Raw genomic sequence first — 16,581 nt, 5'->3', positions numbered from 1 at the left:
CCGTCCGTGGCAGTTTGATTGCCACTTTGATCACACCAGGGGCCCCGGCGCGAACGAACCGACAAAGCGTCGCTACGATGGCCGGGGCCGGTGGACCGTACCCGGCCGGGTCAGACCGACAGTCAAGCCGGCCGACCCCAATCCCCGCTCCCGGAGGGTTCTTCCGTGCCGGCTGGAACGCTGTACCGCGGCCGGGAAGGCATGTGGTCCTGGGTGGCTCATCGAGTCACCGGTGTCCTCATTTTCTTCTTCCTGTTCGTACACGTCCTGGACACCGCTCTCGTCCGCGTTTCCCCCGAGGCATACGACAATGTCGTGGCCACGTACAAGACGCCGATCGTCGCGCTCCTCGAATACGGCCTCGTGGCCGCCATTCTCTTCCACGCGCTGAACGGTCTTCGCATCGTCGCCGTGGACTTCTGGGCCAAGGGCCCGCGCTACCAGAAGCAGATGCTCTGGTCCGTCGTGGGCATCTGGATCGTGCTGATGGTCGGGGCCCTGTACCCCGTCCTCGGCCACGCCGTACGCGCAGTCTTCGGGAGCTGAGGCCAATGTCCACCGAGTCCTCCGCCGCGATCGGCTCCGTCGAGGGCGTCACCCTCTTCGACGTCGAGAACCCGGCCCCGGTCATCGAGCCGCCGCGCACGCGGACCGGCAAGACACCCAAGGGTTCGCGCACCAATTTCGAGATGTACGCCTGGCTCTTCATGCGCCTGTCGGGCATCGTCCTGGTCGTCCTGGTCCTGGGCCACCTGCTGATCCAGCTCGTGCTGGACGGCGGCGTCTCCAAGATCGGCTTCGCCTTCGTGGCGGGCCGCTGGGCCTCGCCGTTCTGGCAGCTCTGGGACCTGGCGATGCTGTGGCTGGCCATGCTGCACGGCGCCAACGGCCTCCGTACGGTCATCAACGACTACGCCGAACGGGACAACACCCGCTTCTGGCTGAAGATGCTGCTGTACACCGCCACGGTGTTCACCGTCCTGCTGGGCACGCTGGTGATCTTCACCTTCGACCCGAACATCCGCTAGGCGCCGGGCCAGAGGGACCAGAGGAAATCATGCAGATCCACAAGTACGACACCGTCATCGTCGGCGCCGGCGGCGCCGGTATGCGCGCGGCCATCGAGTCCACGAAGCGCAGCCGTACCGCCGTGCTCACGAAGCTCTACCCCACCCGCTCCCACACGGGCGCCGCGCAGGGCGGCATGGCCGCCGCGCTCGCCAACGTGGAGGAGGACAACTGGGAGTGGCACACCTTCGACACGATCAAGGGCGGCGACTACCTGGTCGACCAGGACGCCGCCGAGATCCTGGCGAAGGAGGCCATCGACGCCGTCCTCGACCTGGAGAAGATGGGCCTGCCGTTCAACCGCACGCCCGAGGGCCGTATCGACCAGCGCCGCTTCGGTGGTCACACCCGTAGCCACGGCGAGGCCCCGGTCCGCCGGTCCTGCTACGCCTCGGACCGCACCGGCCACATGATCCTCCAGACGCTGTACCAGAACTGCGTCAAGGAGGGTGTGGAGTTCTTCAACGAGTTCTACGTCCTGGACCTCCTGCTCCAGGACGTCGACGGCGTCAAGAAGTCCGCCGGCGTCGTCGCGTACGAGCTGGCGACCGGCGAGATCCACGTCTTCCAGGCGAAGGCGATCATCTTCGCCTCCGGCGGCACCGGCAAGTTCTTCAAGGTGACGTCGAACGCGCACACCCTGACCGGTGACGGCCAGGCCGCCGCCTGGCGCCGCGGCCTGCCGCTGGAGGACATGGAGTTCTTCCAGTTCCACCCGACGGGCATCTGGCGCATGGGCATCCTGCTGACGGAGGGCGCCCGCGGTGAGGGCGGCATCCTCCGCAACAAGGACGGCGAGCGCTTCATGGAGAAGTACGCGCCCGTCATGAAGGACCTCGCGTCCCGTGACGTCGTGTCCCGCTCCATCTACACGGAGATCCGTGAGGGCCGCGGCTGCGGTCCCGAGGGCGACCACGTCTACCTCGACCTCACGCACCTGCCGCCGGAGCAGCTCGACGCCAAGCTCCCGGACATCACCGAGTTCGCGCGTACGTACCTCGGCATCGAGCCCTACACGGACCCGATCCCGATCCAGCCGACCGCGCACTACGCCATGGGCGGCATCCCGACCAACGTCGAGGGCGAGGTGCTGGCCGACAACACCACCGTCGTCCCGGGCCTGTACGCCGCCGGTGAAGTCGCGTGCGTCTCCGTGCACGGCGCCAACCGGCTGGGCACGAACTCGCTGCTCGACATCAACGTCTTCGGACGCCGCTCGGGCATCGGTGCCGCCGAGTACTCCGCGAAGAACGACTTCGTCGAGCTTCCCGAGAACCCGGCGCAGATGGTCGAGGAGCAGGTCGAACGGCTGCGCAACTCGACGGGCACCGAGCGGGTCGCCACGATCCGTCTGGAGCTGCAGGAGTGCATGGACGCCAATGTGATGGTGTTCCGTACCGAGCAGACCATCAAGACGGCCGTCGACAAGATCGCCGAGCTGCGCAGGCGCTACCTCGACGTGTCCATCCAGGACAAGGGCAAGCGGTTCAACACGGACCTCCTGGAGGCCATCGAGCTGGGCAACCTGCTCGACCTGGCCGAGGTCATGGCGACCTCCGCGCTGGCCCGCAAGGAGTCCCGCGGCGGTCACTACCGCGAGGACTACCCGAACCGCGACGACGTCAACTTCATGCGCCACACCATGGCGTACCGCGAGGTCGCGGCCGACGGCACCGAGTCGATCCGGCTCGACTACAAGCCGGTCGTCCAGACCCGCTACCAGCCGATGGAGCGTAAGTACTGATGGCTACCCCGACGATGGAAAAGGCCGGCCAGGCCGAGGCGGGCTTCGCCGACTCCCCGTACATCACGGCCACCTTCCGGATCCGCCGGTTCAACCCCGAGGTCTCCGACGAGGTCCAGTGGCAGGACTTCCAGGTCTCGATCGACCCGAAGGAGCGTGTTCTCGACGCCCTTCACAAGATCAAGTGGGAGCTGGACGGCACCCTGACCTTCCGGCGCTCCTGCGCGCACGGCATCTGCGGCTCCGATGCGATGCGGATCAACGGCAAGAACAGGCTCGCCTGCAAGACGCTGATCAAGGACCTGAGCCCGGAGAAGCCGATCACGGTCGAGGCCATCAAGGGCCTCACGGTCCTCAAGGACCTCGTGGTCGACATGGACCCGTTCTTCCAGGCCTACCGCGATGTCATGCCCTTCCTCATCACCAAGGGGAACGAGCCGACCCGTGAGCGTCTGCAGTCCGCCGAGGACCGCGAGCGCTTCGACGACACCACCAAGTGCATCCTGTGCGCCGCGTGCACGTCCTCGTGCCCGGTGTTCTGGAACGACGGCCAGTACTTCGGCCCGGCGGCGATCGTCAACGCGCACCGCTTCATCTTCGACTCGCGCGACGAGGGCGGCGAGCAGCGTCTGGAGATCCTCAACGACCGTGACGGCGTGTGGCGTTGCCGCACCACCTTCAACTGCACGGACGCCTGCCCGCGTGGCATCGAGGTCACCAAGGCGATCCAGGAGGTCAAGCGGGCGCTGATCACGCGCCGCTTCTGACCGCCACCGGCACACCTGTCACATCAGGGGCCCCGTTTTCCGCACGACCCGTGCGGGAAGCGGGGCCTTTTGCTGCGCCGTCCGGGGCTTGACCGGTACGGTCATGCCGAACCGGACACCGGTTCGCCGCCCCCGGCGCGACAAGGCCCGGGGCGCACAGGTTTGACCGAGAGCGGGAAACGTTGAGCGATCCGAATCCGTACGCGGACGACTCATACAAGTGGGGGCCTCCCCAGCAGCCGGGCAATCCGCCCACCGTCGCGGACGGCCCGGCGCCCGGGCAGGCCGGCCCGGGCGCCGGGGCCTACGGCTACCCGCAGCAGCCCGGTCCGGCGGCCCCGCCCGGATACGGCTACCCCCAGGAGCAGGCGGGGCAGCCGACCATGCAGGGTTACGGCTACCCGCAGCAGCCGGGCCTGCCGCCCGGCGCGGGCGCGCCGATGCTGGCGTTCGGCGACATCGCCGTCATGAACGACCAGATCGTGACACCGGCCGGCACGATGCCGCTCAAGGGCGCCGTGTGGACGGCCACGGACCTCTCGCGCACCGAGGAGAAGATCCCGACGGTCGCGATCGTGCTCGCGATCGTCTTCGCGCTGCTCTGCCTGGTCGGTCTGCTCTTCCTCCTGATGAAGGAGAAGGAGACGACCGGCTACATCCAGGTCTCGGTGACCAGCGGCGGCAGGCACCACTCGACGTTGATCCCGGCGACGGGCCCGGAGACCTTCCAGATGGTGATGGCCCAGATCAACACGGCCCGCTCGATGAGCATCTGACGGGCCGCGCAGATGTCCCGTCTCCAGCACACCGTCACGGTCGCCGCGCTGGACCGCGACCGGCTCCACGCGTATGCCGGGCTGGTCTGCGACCTCGTCGAGTCCACCCGGGAGCGGGGCCAGGACATCGTGCTGCCCGACGGGCGGGCCCCGTACGGCCTGGGCCTGGTCAAGGGACGCCATCTGCGACCCGGCGCCCGGTACGAGCCCTCCGGCTCCGACACCGAGGAGCTGGAGGCGACGGTGGTACGGGAGTGGCGGCGTGGCAGTGTCGTCGCCCTGGAACAGCTGGTGCGGTCACCGGAGTTCACCGGACGGATGGCCCTGCGGCTGCGCAGCCCCGAGCGCCCCAGGTGGCTGGAGATCGAGGGGCGGGTGCGGGGCCCGGAGGGGTTGTGAGCTGCTGTCGGTTTGCTGAGCTGAAGTGCGTTGTAGTGAGCAGGAGTGAGTCCTGTCGGCGGGTTCACCGAGTGGGAACAGAAGTTCTGGGGTCGAATGGGTGACCTTGGCGTCTGCTGCTCGTTGGGCAGGTGTCCAGTCTGTGGGAGGGGGCGTTGTGGTTGGTGGTGTGCGGGAGTTGGCGGCATCCTTCGTGGCGCCCGGGCCGTGCGGGGTGGCGATCCGGGACCGCCTCAAGCACCTCACACCCCAGGACGAGATAGTCCTGCGTGCGGTCGGTGAGCATCAGGGCGCGCTCGCTTCCCGTGACCTCAGGACCCGCTGTGCGGATGGTCTGGAGCACAGCGCGAACACCTGGGCGTCCCGCAAGCGGGACCTGACCGGACAGTCGTCATCGCGGATCGCCGGTGCGATCACCAAGGCCACACACGATCAGTGGGCGCTGGCGCGCCGTTGCCAGGCGGCGCACATCCAGACGCTGGAAGCCGGGATCGGGACGCTGCGGCACCGCCTGTCCCTCCCCATCGGCGCGCCGGGAACGAAGCGGGCGGCCGGTGGCTACCGCTCCAAGGGTGAGTGGTTCCATAAGTCCCGCCGTCTCGCTGTACTGGAGGCGCGGCATGCGGCCGTTGTCGCCGACCGGCAGGCCGGACGCGTCCGGGTCGTGCGGGGCGGCAGACGCCTCCTCAACACCCGCCACCACCTCACCCAGGCCCGGCTGACCGAAGACCAGTGGCGAGAGCGCTGGGAGGCGGAACGCTGGTTCCTTGCCGCCGACGGCGAGTCGGGGAAACGGTTCGGGAACGAAACGATCCGCGTCACCCCGGACGGCGAGGTCAGCATCAAACTGCCCGCCGCGTTCGCCCTGCTGCTCGCGGGCGTGCCGCTGCGGCGCGGCTTCCGTTCGTCGGTGGAGCAGGCGGCCGCGCAATGGAACGAGACTCTCGGCCGCATCCTGGCGCAGGATCTGGACGAACTCCGGACGGAGCTGGCCGATCACGTCGTCAGAGACCCTGACGACGCCGGCTGACCGCCCGGCGCCCCGCACCTCAGTCCCACTCGGCGCCGCCCCGGTCCTCGGCGACCACCATGATGCGCCGCAGCATGTCGTTGAGCAGCGTGCGTTCGTCCTTGTCGAGGACGCCGAGCAGCCGGTACTCCTCGTGGCCGAGGACGTCCATCGCGCCCAGCCAGGTCGAGCGGCCCTCGTCGGTGAGTTCCACATCGACCCGGCGGCGGTCGGCGGTGGAGGGCGTACGGCGGACGAAACCGCGCCGTTCGAGCGCGTCGAGCCGGCCGGTGACGGAGGCGGGCGCGAGGTCGAGGTCGGCGGCGAGTTCGGAGGGGGCCGCCTTCCCGCCGCGTCCGGCCAGCTTGTGGAGTGTCTCGAACTCCTGGCGGTCCAGCTCGAAGTCGGCCAGGGACTGTTCGCGTACCCGGCGCAGATGGACGGAGAGTTTCTTCATCCGGGTCACCGCGCCCTCGATATCGGGATCGAGGTGGGGAAGAACGGGCTTCCAGCGCTCCACATGTCCGTCGGTCCAGTCGCGTCGCTCCATGGGGAAAGCGTACGCCCGACGGCCAAAGATGCTTCGGTATCAAATATTTCGTTGACGAATAATTCGGTACCGAAATAGCTTGTGCCGCATGCCGCATCCCTTGCGCACGCGCGCCTTCCGCCTGCTCTTCATCGGACGCTCCCTCTCCCTCCTCGGCGACGCCGCCATCCCCACCGCCCTCTCCCTGGCCGTCTACCTGACCACCGGCTCCACCGCAGCACTCGCCCTGGTCCTGGGCTGCGCGATGGTCCCCAAGCTGCTCCTGCTGCCGCTGGGCGGTGTCGCGGGCGACCGCTTCAACGCCCGTACGGTCGCGCTCACCACGGACCTCGTACGGTGCGTCACCCAACTCTTCGTCGGCGCGGAGCTGCTCGGCGGCTCCCCCGCGCTCTGGCAGATCGCGGTCGCCGAGGCGATCGGCGGCGCCGCCGGGGCGTTCGCGATGCCGACCGTCTCCCCGCTGATCCGCGGCACGGTGGCGGAGCCGGGGCTGCTGCGCGCCAACTCGCTGATGGCGGTGGTGAACAGCGCGACCCGGCTCGGCGGCCCGACCCTCGCCGGAGCCCTGATCCTCACGGCGGGGCCGGGCTGGGCCTTCGTGCTGGACGGCGCGAGCTTCGCGGTCAGCGCGGCGCTGCTGGCCGCCATGAAGGTCCGTCACGTACCCATCCCCCGGCGCTCCGTGCTCACCGACCTCAAGGAGGGCTGGGGCGAGGTCAGGGGCCGCGACTGGTACTGGACGAGCCTGATCGCCCACGCCGTGTGGAACGGCGCGGCGGCCATCCTGATGACCGTGGGCCCGGCGCTCTTCGTCCACGAGCTGGGCGGCAAGGGCGCCTGGGTCGCCCTCCTCCAGACCGGCGCGGTCGGCCTGCTCCTCGGCTCCCTCCTGGCCGGCCGGGCCCGCCCCCGCCGCCCGGTCCTGATCGCCAACCTGGGCCTCGCCACGTACGCCCTCCCGCTCGGCCTCCTCGCCGCCCACGCGCCCGTCGCCGTGACCATCGCCGCGTACGGCATCGCCCAGGCCGGCCTCGGCTTCCTCAACCCGGTCTGGGAGACCGCGGTCCAGTCCGCCGTACCCGCGCACGCGCTCGCCCGCGTGACCTCGTACGACTGGCTGCTCTCCCTCGGCGCGATGCCGCTCGGCTACGCCCTGGCCCCGCTCGCCGCCTCGGCCTGGGGCGCCGAAGTCCCCCTGGCCGTAGCCGCGGTGGCGGTCGGCGCGGCCTGCCTGGCGACGGCGGCGGTGCGCGGCGTACGGCACTTCGGCGCACCCGGCAAGCAGACGGAACGGGCCGCCGAGGTACCGGCTTGAACGTGTTCACAAACGGGTCTACAGTCCATGACAACAGTTTTTGAACGCGTTCAAGGGAGGGTGGGGCATGGACCTCACTGTTGTCGCGTACGTCATCTACCTACTCATCAGCGTGGCGCTCACCGTCTGGGTCGCTCGCACGCTCAGCCGCAACGGCAAGGTGTTCCTCGCCGATGTGCTGCACGGGAACGAAAAGCTCGCCGATGCCGTCAACCACCTGCTGGTGGTCGGCTTCTACCTGGTCAACCTGGGCTTCGTCACCCTCTATCTGAGGAACGACGACGGCGTCGCGGATGCCCGCGGGCTCTTCGAGGCGCTCTCGGTGAAGCTCGGCGTGGTCCTGCTCGTCCTCGGTGTGCTGCACCTCGGCAACGTCTACGTGCTCAACAAGATCCGCCGCCGCGGTCTGATGGAGCGTGAGCAGACCCCGCCGGTGCCGCCGGAGGGCTGGACGGGGCCGGGCAACGGTCCGTGGGCCGCACCCGCCGCCAAGGCCTGAGCCCGCCATGACGACCGGAACCGGCGGCCGGCGGCTGTCCGTCGAACGGCTCACGGTGCTGTACGACGCGCAGTGCTCGCTCTGCGTCCACCTGCGCCAGTGGCTGCTGAAGCAGCGTCAGCTCGTCCCGCTCGACCTCGTCCCGGCCGCCTCCGAGGAGGCGCGCCGCCGCTTCCCCGGGCTCGACCACACCGGGACGCTGGAGGAGATCACGGTGATCGGCGACGGGGGGCAGATCTACCGCGGGACCGACGCGTGGATCGTCTGCCTCTGGGCACTGGCCGAACACCGGCCCAGGTCCCACTGGCTGACCACCCCGGCGGGCCGCCCGTTCGCCCGGGCGACCGTGCTCGCCGCCGCGAAGTACCGCTCGCTGACCGCGGCGCCGTGCGGTGACGGCTCCGGGGACGGCGCCTGCGCAGTCCCGGGATCCGGCGACTGACCGGGGCGGATACCCTCGGGACTGTGGTGAAGGAAGCGAAGGACGTGAAGGAAGTCAAGGCTCCCAAGAGCGAGCAGACCCGCACACTCATCCTCGAAACCGCGCTCCGGCTCTTCCAGGAACGCGGCTACGACAAGACGACGATGCGGGCGATCGCCCAGGAGGCCGGTGTCTCCGTCGGGAACGCCTACTACTACTTCACGAACAAGGAACACCTCGTCCAGGGCTTCTACGACCGGCTCGCCGCCGAACACGAAGCGGCGGTGCAGCCGGTCCTGGACGGCGACAAGGACCTCGCGGTGCGGATGCGCGGGGTCCTGCTCACGTGGCTGGACGTGGCAGAGCCGTACCACCGCTTCGCCGCCCAGTTCTTCAAGAACGCCGCCGACCCGGAGAGCCCGCTCAGCCCGTTCTCGGCGGAATCGGTCGCGGCCCGCGAGGCGGCGATCTCCATCCACCGGCGGTGCCTGGCCGGCTCCGACACCAGGACCGATCCCGAACTGGCCGAGCTGCTGCCGCAGTTGATGTGGCTGATACAGATGGGCCTGGTGCTGTTCTGGGTGTACGACCGGACCGAGCACACCGAACGCAGCCGACGCCTGGTCGAGCGTGCCGCCCCGATCGCAGCCCGCGCCATCGCGCTCTCCCGGTTCCGGGTGCTGCGGCCGCTGGTGCGGCAGATTCACGAGGTGCTGGAGGAGTTCCTGCCCGGCGTCGCGAAGCGTCCGGCCCGAGAGGCGCCGGACCCGACGGCCCCTGACCCGACGGGCGCCTGACCCGACGTCCTCTCCGGACCCGGCGGCGGGCCGGGTCCGGCCCGCCGGGCCGTCAGAGCCGCTTCAGCTCCCACAGCCGCCAGATGCCGGTGCCGTCCGAGAGGTACTGCGAACCGGAGACGTCGGTCGTGCTGACGACGTAGTCCTTCTTCTGCCACAGCGGCACCAGCGGCACGTCCTCGCCGACGATCGCCTGGAGCTCCTTGTAGTCCGCCGAGGTACGGCTGCGGTCGCTGTACTGCAGCGTGGCGCCGATCAGGGCGTCGATCTTCTTGCTGGAGTAGCCGTTGTGGAGGCTGCCGTCGCGGCCGACCAGCGGCTGGCTGAAGGTATCGGGGTCCGGGTAGTCGGGGAGCCAGCCGACGGTGTACGCGTCGAACTTGCCGGCCGCGTACTCCTTCTGGAACTTCGTCCACTCGACGGCCTTGACCGAGACCTTGAACAGTCCGGTCGCCTCCATTTGGCGGCGCAGCTCCGCGGTCTCCTTCACGTACGTCTCGTCGCCGCCGCGGTATCCGAAGGTGAAGTGCAGCGGCGTCTGGACACCGGCCTCCTGCATCAGCTGTTTGGCGCGCGCGAGGTCGGGCGCGGGGTAGGCGTCGAAGAACGGTGTGCTGTGCCCGATGTAGCCCTGCGGGATCAGCGAGTAGAGCGGTTCGACCGTGCCCTTGTAGATGTCGGTCACCAGCGGTCCGCGGTCGATGATCGAGGCGATGGCCTGCCGGACCTTCTTGTCGGCGAACGGGGTGCCGGCGCGGACGTTGAAGACGAGGTTGCGGATCTCGGCACTGTCCGCCTCGGTGACGCGCAGGTCGGGATCGCCCGGGTTCAGCTCGACGGTTGTGGCCGGCGGAAGCTGACGGTGCGCTACATCGATCTGCTTGGACTTCCAGGCCGCCAGGAGCTCGTCCGACTCCTTGTAGTAGCGCACGGTGACCGGGGCTCCGGTCTTCGTCAGCGCACCCTTGTACCGGGAGTTGGGGACGAACTCGGCGAGGTCGCCGGGCCGGTACGACTTCAGGATGTACGGCCCCGAGCCGTCGACGCTGTTCCCGGACCGGAGCTTGTCCGCCGGGTACGACTCACGGTCGACGATCGAACCGGCTCCCGTGGCGAGCTTCTGCGGGAAGGTCGCGTCACGCTTGGACAGGTTGAAGGTGATGGTCCGGCCGTCGGCCACCACGTTCTTGAGGCTCGGGAACAGCACCCACGGACCGACATCCGTCTTGATCCTGACCATGCGCTCGATGGAGTACTTGACATCGGCGGCGGTGATCTTCCGGCCGTTGGAGAAGGACAGGTCGTCACGCAGCTTGCACTGGTACGTCTGGAGCTTCAGCCCGATGAACCCGCAGCTCTCGGCGGCGTCGAGCTCGGGGACGGTCGCCCCGGACTTGAACGTCAGGAGGGACTGGTACACATTGCCGTACATCGCCCAGGAACCGGCGTCGTACGCACCCGCCGGGTCCAGCGAGGTGACTACGTCCGTCGTGCCGACGGCGATCGGGTTCTTGTTCACCTCGCCCGAGGGGAGCAGTTGCCAGGCGCCGACGCCTGCGATGACCAAAACCGCGAGAATCGCGAGAATCCGTATTCGGATCGACCGCATTGCCGTGCTCTCCCTTACCAGCCCCACCTCGGCGTCGCGCTCAGATACGCACATCACCGCATGCTCGCGCTCAGCCAATCACACGATTTTCACATCTGGAAGAGCAAATCAGAGACTCATAGCCTTTTGTTGGGCACTTGAAACCTGGAGTCCATCCGCAGGGTTCGTAACCGGCCATCGACGGAGCGTCAGGCCTGCCGGGAGGCGAGTTCCACGACGGTGATGTCGGAGGGTGCGCCGACCCGTACCGGCGGGCCCCAAGCGCCCGCGCCGCGCGAGACGTAGAGCTGGGTGTCGCCGTAGCGGTCGAGGCCGGCGACCGTGGGATTGGCCAACTCGGCCACCAAGTTGCCCGGCCAGAGCTGGCCTCCGTGGGTATGGCCGGAGAGCTGGAGGTCGACGCCGTGGGCGACGGCGTCGTCGATGACAACGGGCTGGTGGGCGAGGAGGACGGCGGCGCGGGAACGGTCCCGGTCGCCGAGCGCGCGGTGGAAGTCGGGCCCCTGCCCCTCGCTCTCCCCGGCGACGTCATTGACGCCCGCGAGATCGAATCCGGCGATCTCGACCCGGGCATTCTCCAAGGGATGGAGACCCAATTCCCTTACGTGATCAACCCATTGGGCAGCACCGGAGTAATACTCGTGATTACCGGTGACGAAGAAGCTGCCGTGGGGGGCACTCAACCGCGCGAGCGGCTCCGCGGCCGGGCCGAGGTCGGCGACGGTTCCGTCGACGAGATCTCCCACGACGGCGACCAGGTCCGGCTGGGTCCGGTTGATCGTGTCGACGATCCGCCGGGTGTGGGCGCTGCCGAGGATCGGGCCGAGATGGATGTCGCTGACGAGGGCGATCCGGAAGCCGTGCGCGGAGCGGGGCAGCTTGGCGAGCGGCACGGTGATCCGCTTGATCCGCGGTCCGCGCAGTACGCCGTACGTGCCGTAGCCGACCGTGCCGAGTCCGGCGACGGCGGCGGCGCCCCCGACGGCCCGCGCGACGAACAGCCGGCGCGTGGGCGCGGCGGGGCGGTGGTCCGGGGCGGCGGCGACTGCGACGAGGGTGTCGGCGGCGGGAACGGCGGAGGACTCACTGCCGGCGGCGGGAACGGCGGAGGGTTCACTGCCGGCGGCCGTGGCCACGGCCGCCGACTCGGGCACTTCCGCCGCGGAAGGTCGATACGCCCCGTCCGGCCCAGGTGCGCGCCTCGCGAGAACCCGGCGCAGAATCGGCCGTACCAGCTCACCCACCAGCAGAGCCAGTGTCAGGTACAGCAGCGCGGCCAGCCACAGATAGCCCGGCCAGGCCAGCACCCGCTGGAGCCAGAAGGGCGCGCCCGTACGGCCGGAGACCAGGGCGCCGACGCTCAGCAGCGGCAGGAGGTACGCGGCCACCGTGCCGGCTCGGCGCAGGGCACTGCCCTCGGCGGTCGTGTCGCCGACGAAGCGGCGCCATAGATAGCGGTGCACGCCGACGAGCAGCGCGAGCACCACGACCGCCGTCAGCGCGAGACCGGCCACTGCCATGTGCGACTCCTCCGCCTGTCGTGCGGCCTGTCAGGCACGTTCTCGACGCAAAGCCCTGACGCCACGGAACCCGATCACACCGATGACCGTCCCCAGGAGAAAGGAAGTGATGGCGAGCAGCAGATGCACCCAGAAGTACGCAGTCGGGTCACCCGCGTCGTCGAAGGCGAGTCCGCTGCCGTCCTTCCAGAGGTTCTTGACGAAGGTGACCCAGATGAACCAGCTCCACACCCCGAACGCGAGCAGGAACCAGGAGACCGGGCGGCTGAGCTTCATGGTTCCAGTATCCCGTCCGCGCTCCGGCGGCCTCGCCCGGGGTGGGCTGTCCCGGCGGCTCGCACGGCGGGTCAAGCCGTCCGTATCCCCATCCACACCGTCGCCCTGTACGTTTCCGACCGTGCCCGCTCTGAAAAAGATCTCTTTGACGATCACCTCTGCCGCCTTGTTGTCCACTTTTGTCGTCAGCCCGGCGTCGGCGGTCGACAAGGACACCTCCGACAACCAGCCGAAACCGCCCGCCGTCATGTCCCGGGTCGGTGGCGAACTACTGGGCCGGACCGGCACGCAGGTAGAGCTGGGCCCCGGCGCCCCGGTACTGCCCGAGAAGCTCACGGGCAGATCCTGGATCGTCGCGGACGCGGAGAACGGCCAGGTGCTCGCCTCGCACAACGCGCACTGGCGGCTGCCTCCCGCCTCCACCCTGAAGATGCTCTTCGCGGACACCGTGTTGCCCGCGCTGCAGCCGAAGACCCGGACGTACACGGTGCAGGACGAGGACCTCGCGGATCTCGGCGAGGGCAGCAGCCTGGTCGGCGTCAAGGAGCACCTCAGCTACACGGTCCACGACCTGTGGCTCGGGGTGTTCCTGCGTTCGGGCAATGACGCCGTGCACGTGCTGTCCGCGATGTACGGCGGCGTCCCGAAGACCGTCGCCGACATGCAGGCGCACGCGGAGGAGTTGCAGGCGCTCGACACGACGGTGGTGTCGCCCGACGGGTACGACGCGCCCGACCAGGTCTCCAGCGCGTACGACCTGACGCTGTTCGCCCGCAGCGGCCTGCAGAAGGCGGACTTCCGGGAGTACTGTGCGACGGCCGAGGCGCAGTTCCCCGGCGCGGAGAAGAAGAACGGGAAGCGCCAGAGCTTCGGGATCCAGAACACCAACCGGCTGCTCACCGGTGCGGACGGCGTCGACCCGTACAGGGGCATCGCGGGCGTCAAGAACGGCTACACCACCCACGCGGGCAACACCTTCACGGGCGTCGCCGAACGCGACGGCAAGGTGCTGCTCGTCACCGTCATGAACCCCTCTTCCAAAGAGCGGCACGCCGTCTACAAGGAGGCTGCCGACCTCCTCGACTGGGGCTTCGACGCGAGCGGCAAGGTGACCCCGGTGGGCGAGCTGGTGCCGCCGAGGTCCGCCAGTACCGGGACGGACACCGGGACGGACACCGGGACGGGGAAGGGCCCGGCGGCGAACGGGAAGAGCGGTGGCGGCAGCGGATCCTCGCCGGCCGCCAAGGCCGCCGCCGCGACCGGCGGGGGCGGCGGTGGCATCGGGATCGCGCTCGGGATCGCCGGAGGCGTCCTGGTGCTGCTGGCCGGCGCGGTGTTCCTGGTCAACCGGCGCTGGCCGCTGCCGGACCTGGTGCGTCGCCTCCCTCGTCGCTGACGGCCGCCGCGCCCTTCCCGCTGTCCTCGCTGCTCCGCGTCGCCGTCCAGGCGGCGCAGAACAGCAGCAGCTTCGAGGTGAGGTTGATCCACAGCAGCAGCGCGACCGGCACGCCGAAGGCGCCGTACATGCTCTTCGTCGCGACGCCCTTCATGTAACTGCCGAGCAGCAGCTTGAGCAGTTCGAAGCCGATCGCGCCGATCACCCCGGCGACCAGCAGCCTGCGCCGCGGGGGCTCGACGCCGGGCAGCAGCGTCAGCAGGTAGAGCAGCAGCAGGAAGTCGGCGATGGCCGCCACGACCAGGGTGGCCACCTGCAGCATCACACCGCCCGCGCCATGGTCCGAGATGCCCAGCAGACCGGCGGTCCGGCCGACGGCGACGGAGCCGGCCGAGGAGACGGCGAGCGTCGCGACCGCCGCCCCGCCGAGACCGAGCAGCAGCCCGGCGTCCTTGAGCTTACGGATGACGGGGTTGCCCTGGTCCACGTCGTCCATGCCCCACACGGCGCGCAGACAGCCCCGCAGCGCGCCGATCCAGCCGACACCGGTGAGGAGCAGCAGCGCACCGGCGACCCCCCCGACCGTGCCCGCATGAGCCACCAGATCGCCGATGCCGAGCTGCTCGGAGATGCCCGGCACCTGCTCGGTGAGCTTGTTCTCGATGGTGTGGAGCTGCTCGGTGGAGAGCAGTGCGGCACCGATCGCCGCGCCGACCGCGATCAGCGGGAAGAGCGCCAGGAAGCTGATGAAGGTGATCGCGGCGGCGAGCCTGGCCCCGTGGACCCGCTCGAGCGTCTCGTACGAGCGCCAGGCGTGCGTCGCCATCAGCCGGGAGACGATCGGCCCGACGACAGGGAGGTTTTTCAGCCAGTCCATGTCGTACGACTTACCCTCCCGGGTGCGGAAAACCGGAGGTTCGTTCACCGCCGTACGGGCCGACACTCCCTCAGTCACCCATACTGGTGAGTGTTGTAACAAATCCCTCGAAAGGGTTTTCTCGGGCGATACGGTCACCGTCATGTCTGTCGACACCGTGTCCCTGACCGGCTGGGGCCGTACCGCTCCGACGGCCGCCCTGCGCTTTCGCCCCCGTACCTACGAGGAGGCGGCGGCGACGGTACGCGGCTGCGGGCCCCGCGGCTCCATCGCCCGGGGCCTCGGCCGGGCCCACGGCGACGCAGCGCAGAACGCGGGGGGCTCCGTCCTCGACATGACCGCGCTGAACCGGATCCGCACCATCGACGCCGGGGCGGGCCTGGCGGTCTGCGACGCCGGGGTCAGCCTGCACCGGCTGATGGAGGTCCTGCTGCCGCTCGGCTGGTTCGTCCCCGTCACGCCGGCCACCCGCCAGGTCACCGTGGGCGGCGCGATCGGCGCCGACGTCCACGGCCGCAACCATCACCTCTCCGGCTCCTTCTCGCGGCACGTCCAGGAGCTGGAGCTGCTGACCGCCGACGGCGAGATCCGTACGGTCCGGCCCGGCACCGACCTCTTCGACGCGACCACGGGCGGGCTGGGCCTGACGGGCGTGATCCTCTCGGCCACGCTGCGGCTCCACCGCGTCACCAGCTCATGGATGTCGGTCGACACCGAACGGGCCGTCGATCTGGACGACCTGCTGGCCAGGCTCTCCGCCGGGGACCACCGCTACCGCTACTCGGCCGCCTGGGTCGATCTGCTCGCCCACGGCCGTGCGACGGGGCGCTCCGTCCTCACCCGGGGGGAGCACGTACCCCGGTACGCGCTCCCGCTTCACGCCCGGCGCGCAGCGCTCGCGTTCCGCCCTGGACGGTTGCCGGCGGCACCCGGCCTCGTACCGGAGGGGCTGCTCGGCCGCAGGTCCGTGGCCCTCCTCAACGAGTTCCGGTACCGCAGCGCCCCCGCGTACCGCATCGGCGAACTCCGGAGACTGTCCACGTTCTTCCACCCCCTGGACGGCCTGCCGCACTGGAACCGGATCCATGGCCGAGCCGGATTCGTGCGGTATCAGTTCGTCGTCGGGCACGGCCAGGAGGAGGCGCTGCGCCGGATCGTGCGCCGCCTCTCGCAGCGGCGCTGCCCGTCGTTCCTCGCCGTCCTCAAGCGGTTCGGCGCGGGGGACGCGGGCTGGCTGTCGTTCCCGATGCCCGGCTGGACGCTCGCGCTCGGTCTGCCCGCCGCGCTGCCCGGCCTGGCCGGGTTCCTGGACTCGCTGGACGAGGAGGTGGCGGAGGCGGGGGGCCGGATCTGCCTGGCGAAGGACTCCCGGCTGCGGCCTCAGATGCTGGCCGCGATGTATCCGCGGCTGGCCGACTTCCGGTCGCTGCGCGCCGAGTTGGACCCGAACGGAGCGTTCCGCTCGGACCTGTCACGCCGCTTGGCGCTGTGACGGCGGTGCCGCCCCTGTGATCACCAGGACGGCTGCGACGGCTGCGACGGCTGCGACCACGGTGAC

17 protein-coding genes and 1 pseudogene are annotated in these 16,581 nt (G+C 69.6%); 13 read left to right on the top strand and 5 right to left on the bottom strand.

Features of this window, described 5'->3' with window-relative positions; all coding sequences use genetic code 11:
* The first annotated feature begins 165 nt into the window (after positions 1–165).
* The 7 genes and pseudogenes from sdhC to OG306_RS23705 all read left to right on the top strand — a co-directional run.
* Positions 166–546: a succinate dehydrogenase, cytochrome b556 subunit gene (gene sdhC / locus OG306_RS23735; protein WP_266748085.1), complete on the top strand. Its 381-nt coding sequence runs from the start codon at positions 166–168 to the stop codon at positions 544–546.
* A gap of 5 nt (positions 547–551) precedes the next feature.
* Positions 552–1,028 carry a succinate dehydrogenase hydrophobic membrane anchor subunit gene (locus OG306_RS23730; RefSeq protein WP_266748084.1) on the top strand — a complete coding sequence of 159 codons (477 nt, stop codon included), beginning with the start codon at positions 552–554 and terminating at the stop codon, positions 1,026–1,028.
* Between the two features lie 29 nt (positions 1,029–1,057).
* Positions 1,058–2,812: a succinate dehydrogenase flavoprotein subunit gene (gene sdhA / locus OG306_RS23725; RefSeq protein WP_266748083.1), complete on the top strand. Its 1,755-nt coding sequence runs from the start codon at positions 1,058–1,060 to the stop codon at positions 2,810–2,812.
* Positions 2,812–3,579 carry a succinate dehydrogenase iron-sulfur subunit gene (locus OG306_RS23720; RefSeq protein ID WP_266748082.1) on the top strand — a complete coding sequence of 256 codons (768 nt, stop codon included), beginning with the start codon at positions 2,812–2,814 and terminating at the stop codon, positions 3,577–3,579. The genes sdhA and OG306_RS23720 overlap by 1 nt, the downstream gene beginning before the upstream one ends.
* 182 nt (positions 3,580–3,761) lie before the next feature.
* Complete coding sequence (locus OG306_RS23715) at positions 3,762–4,355, top strand: hypothetical protein (RefSeq protein ID WP_266748081.1); 594 nt, start codon at positions 3,762–3,764, stop codon at positions 4,353–4,355.
* A 12-nt stretch (positions 4,356–4,367) separates the two neighbouring features.
* A complete protein-coding gene (locus OG306_RS23710) occupies positions 4,368–4,754 on the top strand; it encodes a hypothetical protein (RefSeq protein WP_371665600.1) in 387 nt (128 codons plus the stop codon).
* 157 nt (positions 4,755–4,911) lie between these two features.
* Positions 4,912–5,625: pseudogene (locus OG306_RS23705) on the top strand (IS200/IS605 family accessory protein TnpB-related protein); the annotation flags it as partial.
* A 178-nt stretch (positions 5,626–5,803) separates the two neighbouring features.
* Here the strand turns inward: OG306_RS23705 and OG306_RS23700 are convergent.
* Positions 5,804–6,313 (bottom strand): MarR family winged helix-turn-helix transcriptional regulator, encoded by a 510-nt coding sequence (locus OG306_RS23700; protein WP_266748079.1) that lies wholly within the window; start codon positions 6,311–6,313, stop codon positions 5,804–5,806.
* An 88-nt stretch (positions 6,314–6,401) separates the two neighbouring features.
* Between OG306_RS23700 and OG306_RS23695 the strand changes: the two genes are divergently transcribed.
* The 4 genes from OG306_RS23695 to OG306_RS23680 all read left to right on the top strand — a co-directional run bounded on the left by OG306_RS23695 (position 6,402) and on the right by OG306_RS23680 (position 9,345).
* Positions 6,402–7,628: an MFS transporter gene (locus tag OG306_RS23695; protein ID WP_266748078.1), complete on the top strand. Its 1,227-nt coding sequence runs from the start codon at positions 6,402–6,404 to the stop codon at positions 7,626–7,628.
* A gap of 67 nt (positions 7,629–7,695) precedes the next feature.
* A complete protein-coding gene (locus OG306_RS23690; RefSeq protein WP_266748077.1) occupies positions 7,696–8,127 on the top strand; it encodes a hypothetical protein in 432 nt (143 codons plus the stop codon).
* A gap of 7 nt (positions 8,128–8,134) precedes the next feature.
* On the top strand, positions 8,135–8,569 hold the full coding sequence (locus OG306_RS23685) for a thiol-disulfide oxidoreductase DCC family protein (protein WP_266748076.1): 435 nt from the start codon (positions 8,135–8,137) through the stop codon (positions 8,567–8,569).
* A gap of 23 nt (positions 8,570–8,592) precedes the next feature.
* Positions 8,593–9,345: a TetR/AcrR family transcriptional regulator gene (locus OG306_RS23680; protein WP_266748075.1), complete on the top strand. Its 753-nt coding sequence runs from the start codon at positions 8,593–8,595 to the stop codon at positions 9,343–9,345.
* 52 nt (positions 9,346–9,397) lie between these two features.
* On the opposite strand, the gene OG306_RS23675 is transcribed toward OG306_RS23680, so the two are convergent.
* The 3 genes from OG306_RS23675 to OG306_RS23665 form a co-directional block, all read right to left on the bottom strand.
* A complete protein-coding gene (locus OG306_RS23675; protein WP_266752369.1) occupies positions 9,398–10,954 on the bottom strand; it encodes an ABC transporter substrate-binding protein in 1,557 nt (518 codons plus the stop codon).
* Between the two features lie 188 nt (positions 10,955–11,142).
* Positions 11,143–12,474, bottom strand: coding sequence for a metallophosphoesterase (locus OG306_RS23670; protein ID WP_266748074.1), 1,332 nt, complete (start codon positions 12,472–12,474; stop codon positions 11,143–11,145).
* Between the two features lie 30 nt (positions 12,475–12,504).
* A complete protein-coding gene (locus OG306_RS23665; RefSeq protein ID WP_266748073.1) occupies positions 12,505–12,750 on the bottom strand; it encodes an SCO4848 family membrane protein in 246 nt (81 codons plus the stop codon).
* A 121-nt stretch (positions 12,751–12,871) separates the two neighbouring features.
* Between OG306_RS23665 and OG306_RS23660 the strand changes: the two genes are divergently transcribed.
* A complete protein-coding gene (locus OG306_RS23660) occupies positions 12,872–14,146 on the top strand; it encodes a D-alanyl-D-alanine carboxypeptidase family protein (RefSeq protein ID WP_266748072.1) in 1,275 nt (424 codons plus the stop codon).
* Here the strand turns inward: OG306_RS23660 and OG306_RS23655 are convergent.
* A complete protein-coding gene (locus OG306_RS23655; RefSeq protein ID WP_266748071.1) occupies positions 14,094–15,023 on the bottom strand; it encodes a YihY/virulence factor BrkB family protein in 930 nt (309 codons plus the stop codon). The genes OG306_RS23660 and OG306_RS23655 overlap by 53 nt on opposite strands.
* A gap of 142 nt (positions 15,024–15,165) precedes the next feature.
* Between OG306_RS23655 and OG306_RS23650 the strand changes: the two genes are divergently transcribed.
* Positions 15,166–16,515, top strand: coding sequence for an FAD-binding protein (locus tag OG306_RS23650; RefSeq protein WP_266748070.1), 1,350 nt, complete (start codon positions 15,166–15,168; stop codon positions 16,513–16,515).
* The last annotated feature ends 66 nt before the right edge of the window (positions 16,516–16,581 follow it).

Source organism: Streptomyces sp. NBC_01241 (assembly GCF_041435435.1).
Lineage (GTDB): Bacteria > Actinomycetota > Actinomycetes > Streptomycetales > Streptomycetaceae > Streptomyces.
Note: the sequence above shows the minus strand (reverse complement) of the source record. Positions and strands in the feature narration are given on the sequence as shown.

Excerpts from the sequence above, each read along its gene's own strand:
- sdhA (WP_266748083.1), top strand. The coding sequence starts at position 1,058 with ATGCAGATCCACAAGTACGACACCGTCATCGTCGGCGCCGGCGGCGCC.
- OG306_RS23670 (WP_266748074.1), bottom strand. The coding sequence starts at position 12,474 with ATGGCAGTGGCCGGTCTCGCGCTGACGGCGGTCGTGGTGCTCGCGCTG.
- OG306_RS23730 (WP_266748084.1), top strand. The coding sequence starts at position 552 with ATGTCCACCGAGTCCTCCGCCGCGATCGGCTCCGTCGAGGGCGTCACC.
- OG306_RS23710 (WP_371665600.1), top strand. The coding sequence starts at position 4,368 with ATGTCCCGTCTCCAGCACACCGTCACGGTCGCCGCGCTGGACCGCGAC.
- OG306_RS23650 (WP_266748070.1), top strand. The coding sequence starts at position 15,166 with ATGTCTGTCGACACCGTGTCCCTGACCGGCTGGGGCCGTACCGCTCCG.
- OG306_RS23720 (WP_266748082.1), top strand. The coding sequence starts at position 2,812 with ATGGCTACCCCGACGATGGAAAAGGCCGGCCAGGCCGAGGCGGGCTTC.
- OG306_RS23695 (WP_266748078.1), top strand. The coding sequence starts at position 6,402 with ATGCCGCATCCCTTGCGCACGCGCGCCTTCCGCCTGCTCTTCATCGGA.
- OG306_RS23690 (WP_266748077.1), top strand. The coding sequence starts at position 7,696 with ATGGACCTCACTGTTGTCGCGTACGTCATCTACCTACTCATCAGCGTG.
- OG306_RS23675 (WP_266752369.1), bottom strand. The coding sequence starts at position 10,954 with ATGCGGTCGATCCGAATACGGATTCTCGCGATTCTCGCGGTTTTGGTC.
- OG306_RS23665 (WP_266748073.1), bottom strand. The coding sequence starts at position 12,750 with ATGAAGCTCAGCCGCCCGGTCTCCTGGTTCCTGCTCGCGTTCGGGGTG.
- OG306_RS23700 (WP_266748079.1), bottom strand. The coding sequence starts at position 6,313 with ATGGAGCGACGCGACTGGACCGACGGACATGTGGAGCGCTGGAAGCCC.
- OG306_RS23685 (WP_266748076.1), top strand. The coding sequence starts at position 8,135 with ATGACGACCGGAACCGGCGGCCGGCGGCTGTCCGTCGAACGGCTCACG.
- OG306_RS23655 (WP_266748071.1), bottom strand. The coding sequence starts at position 15,023 with ATGGACTGGCTGAAAAACCTCCCTGTCGTCGGGCCGATCGTCTCCCGG.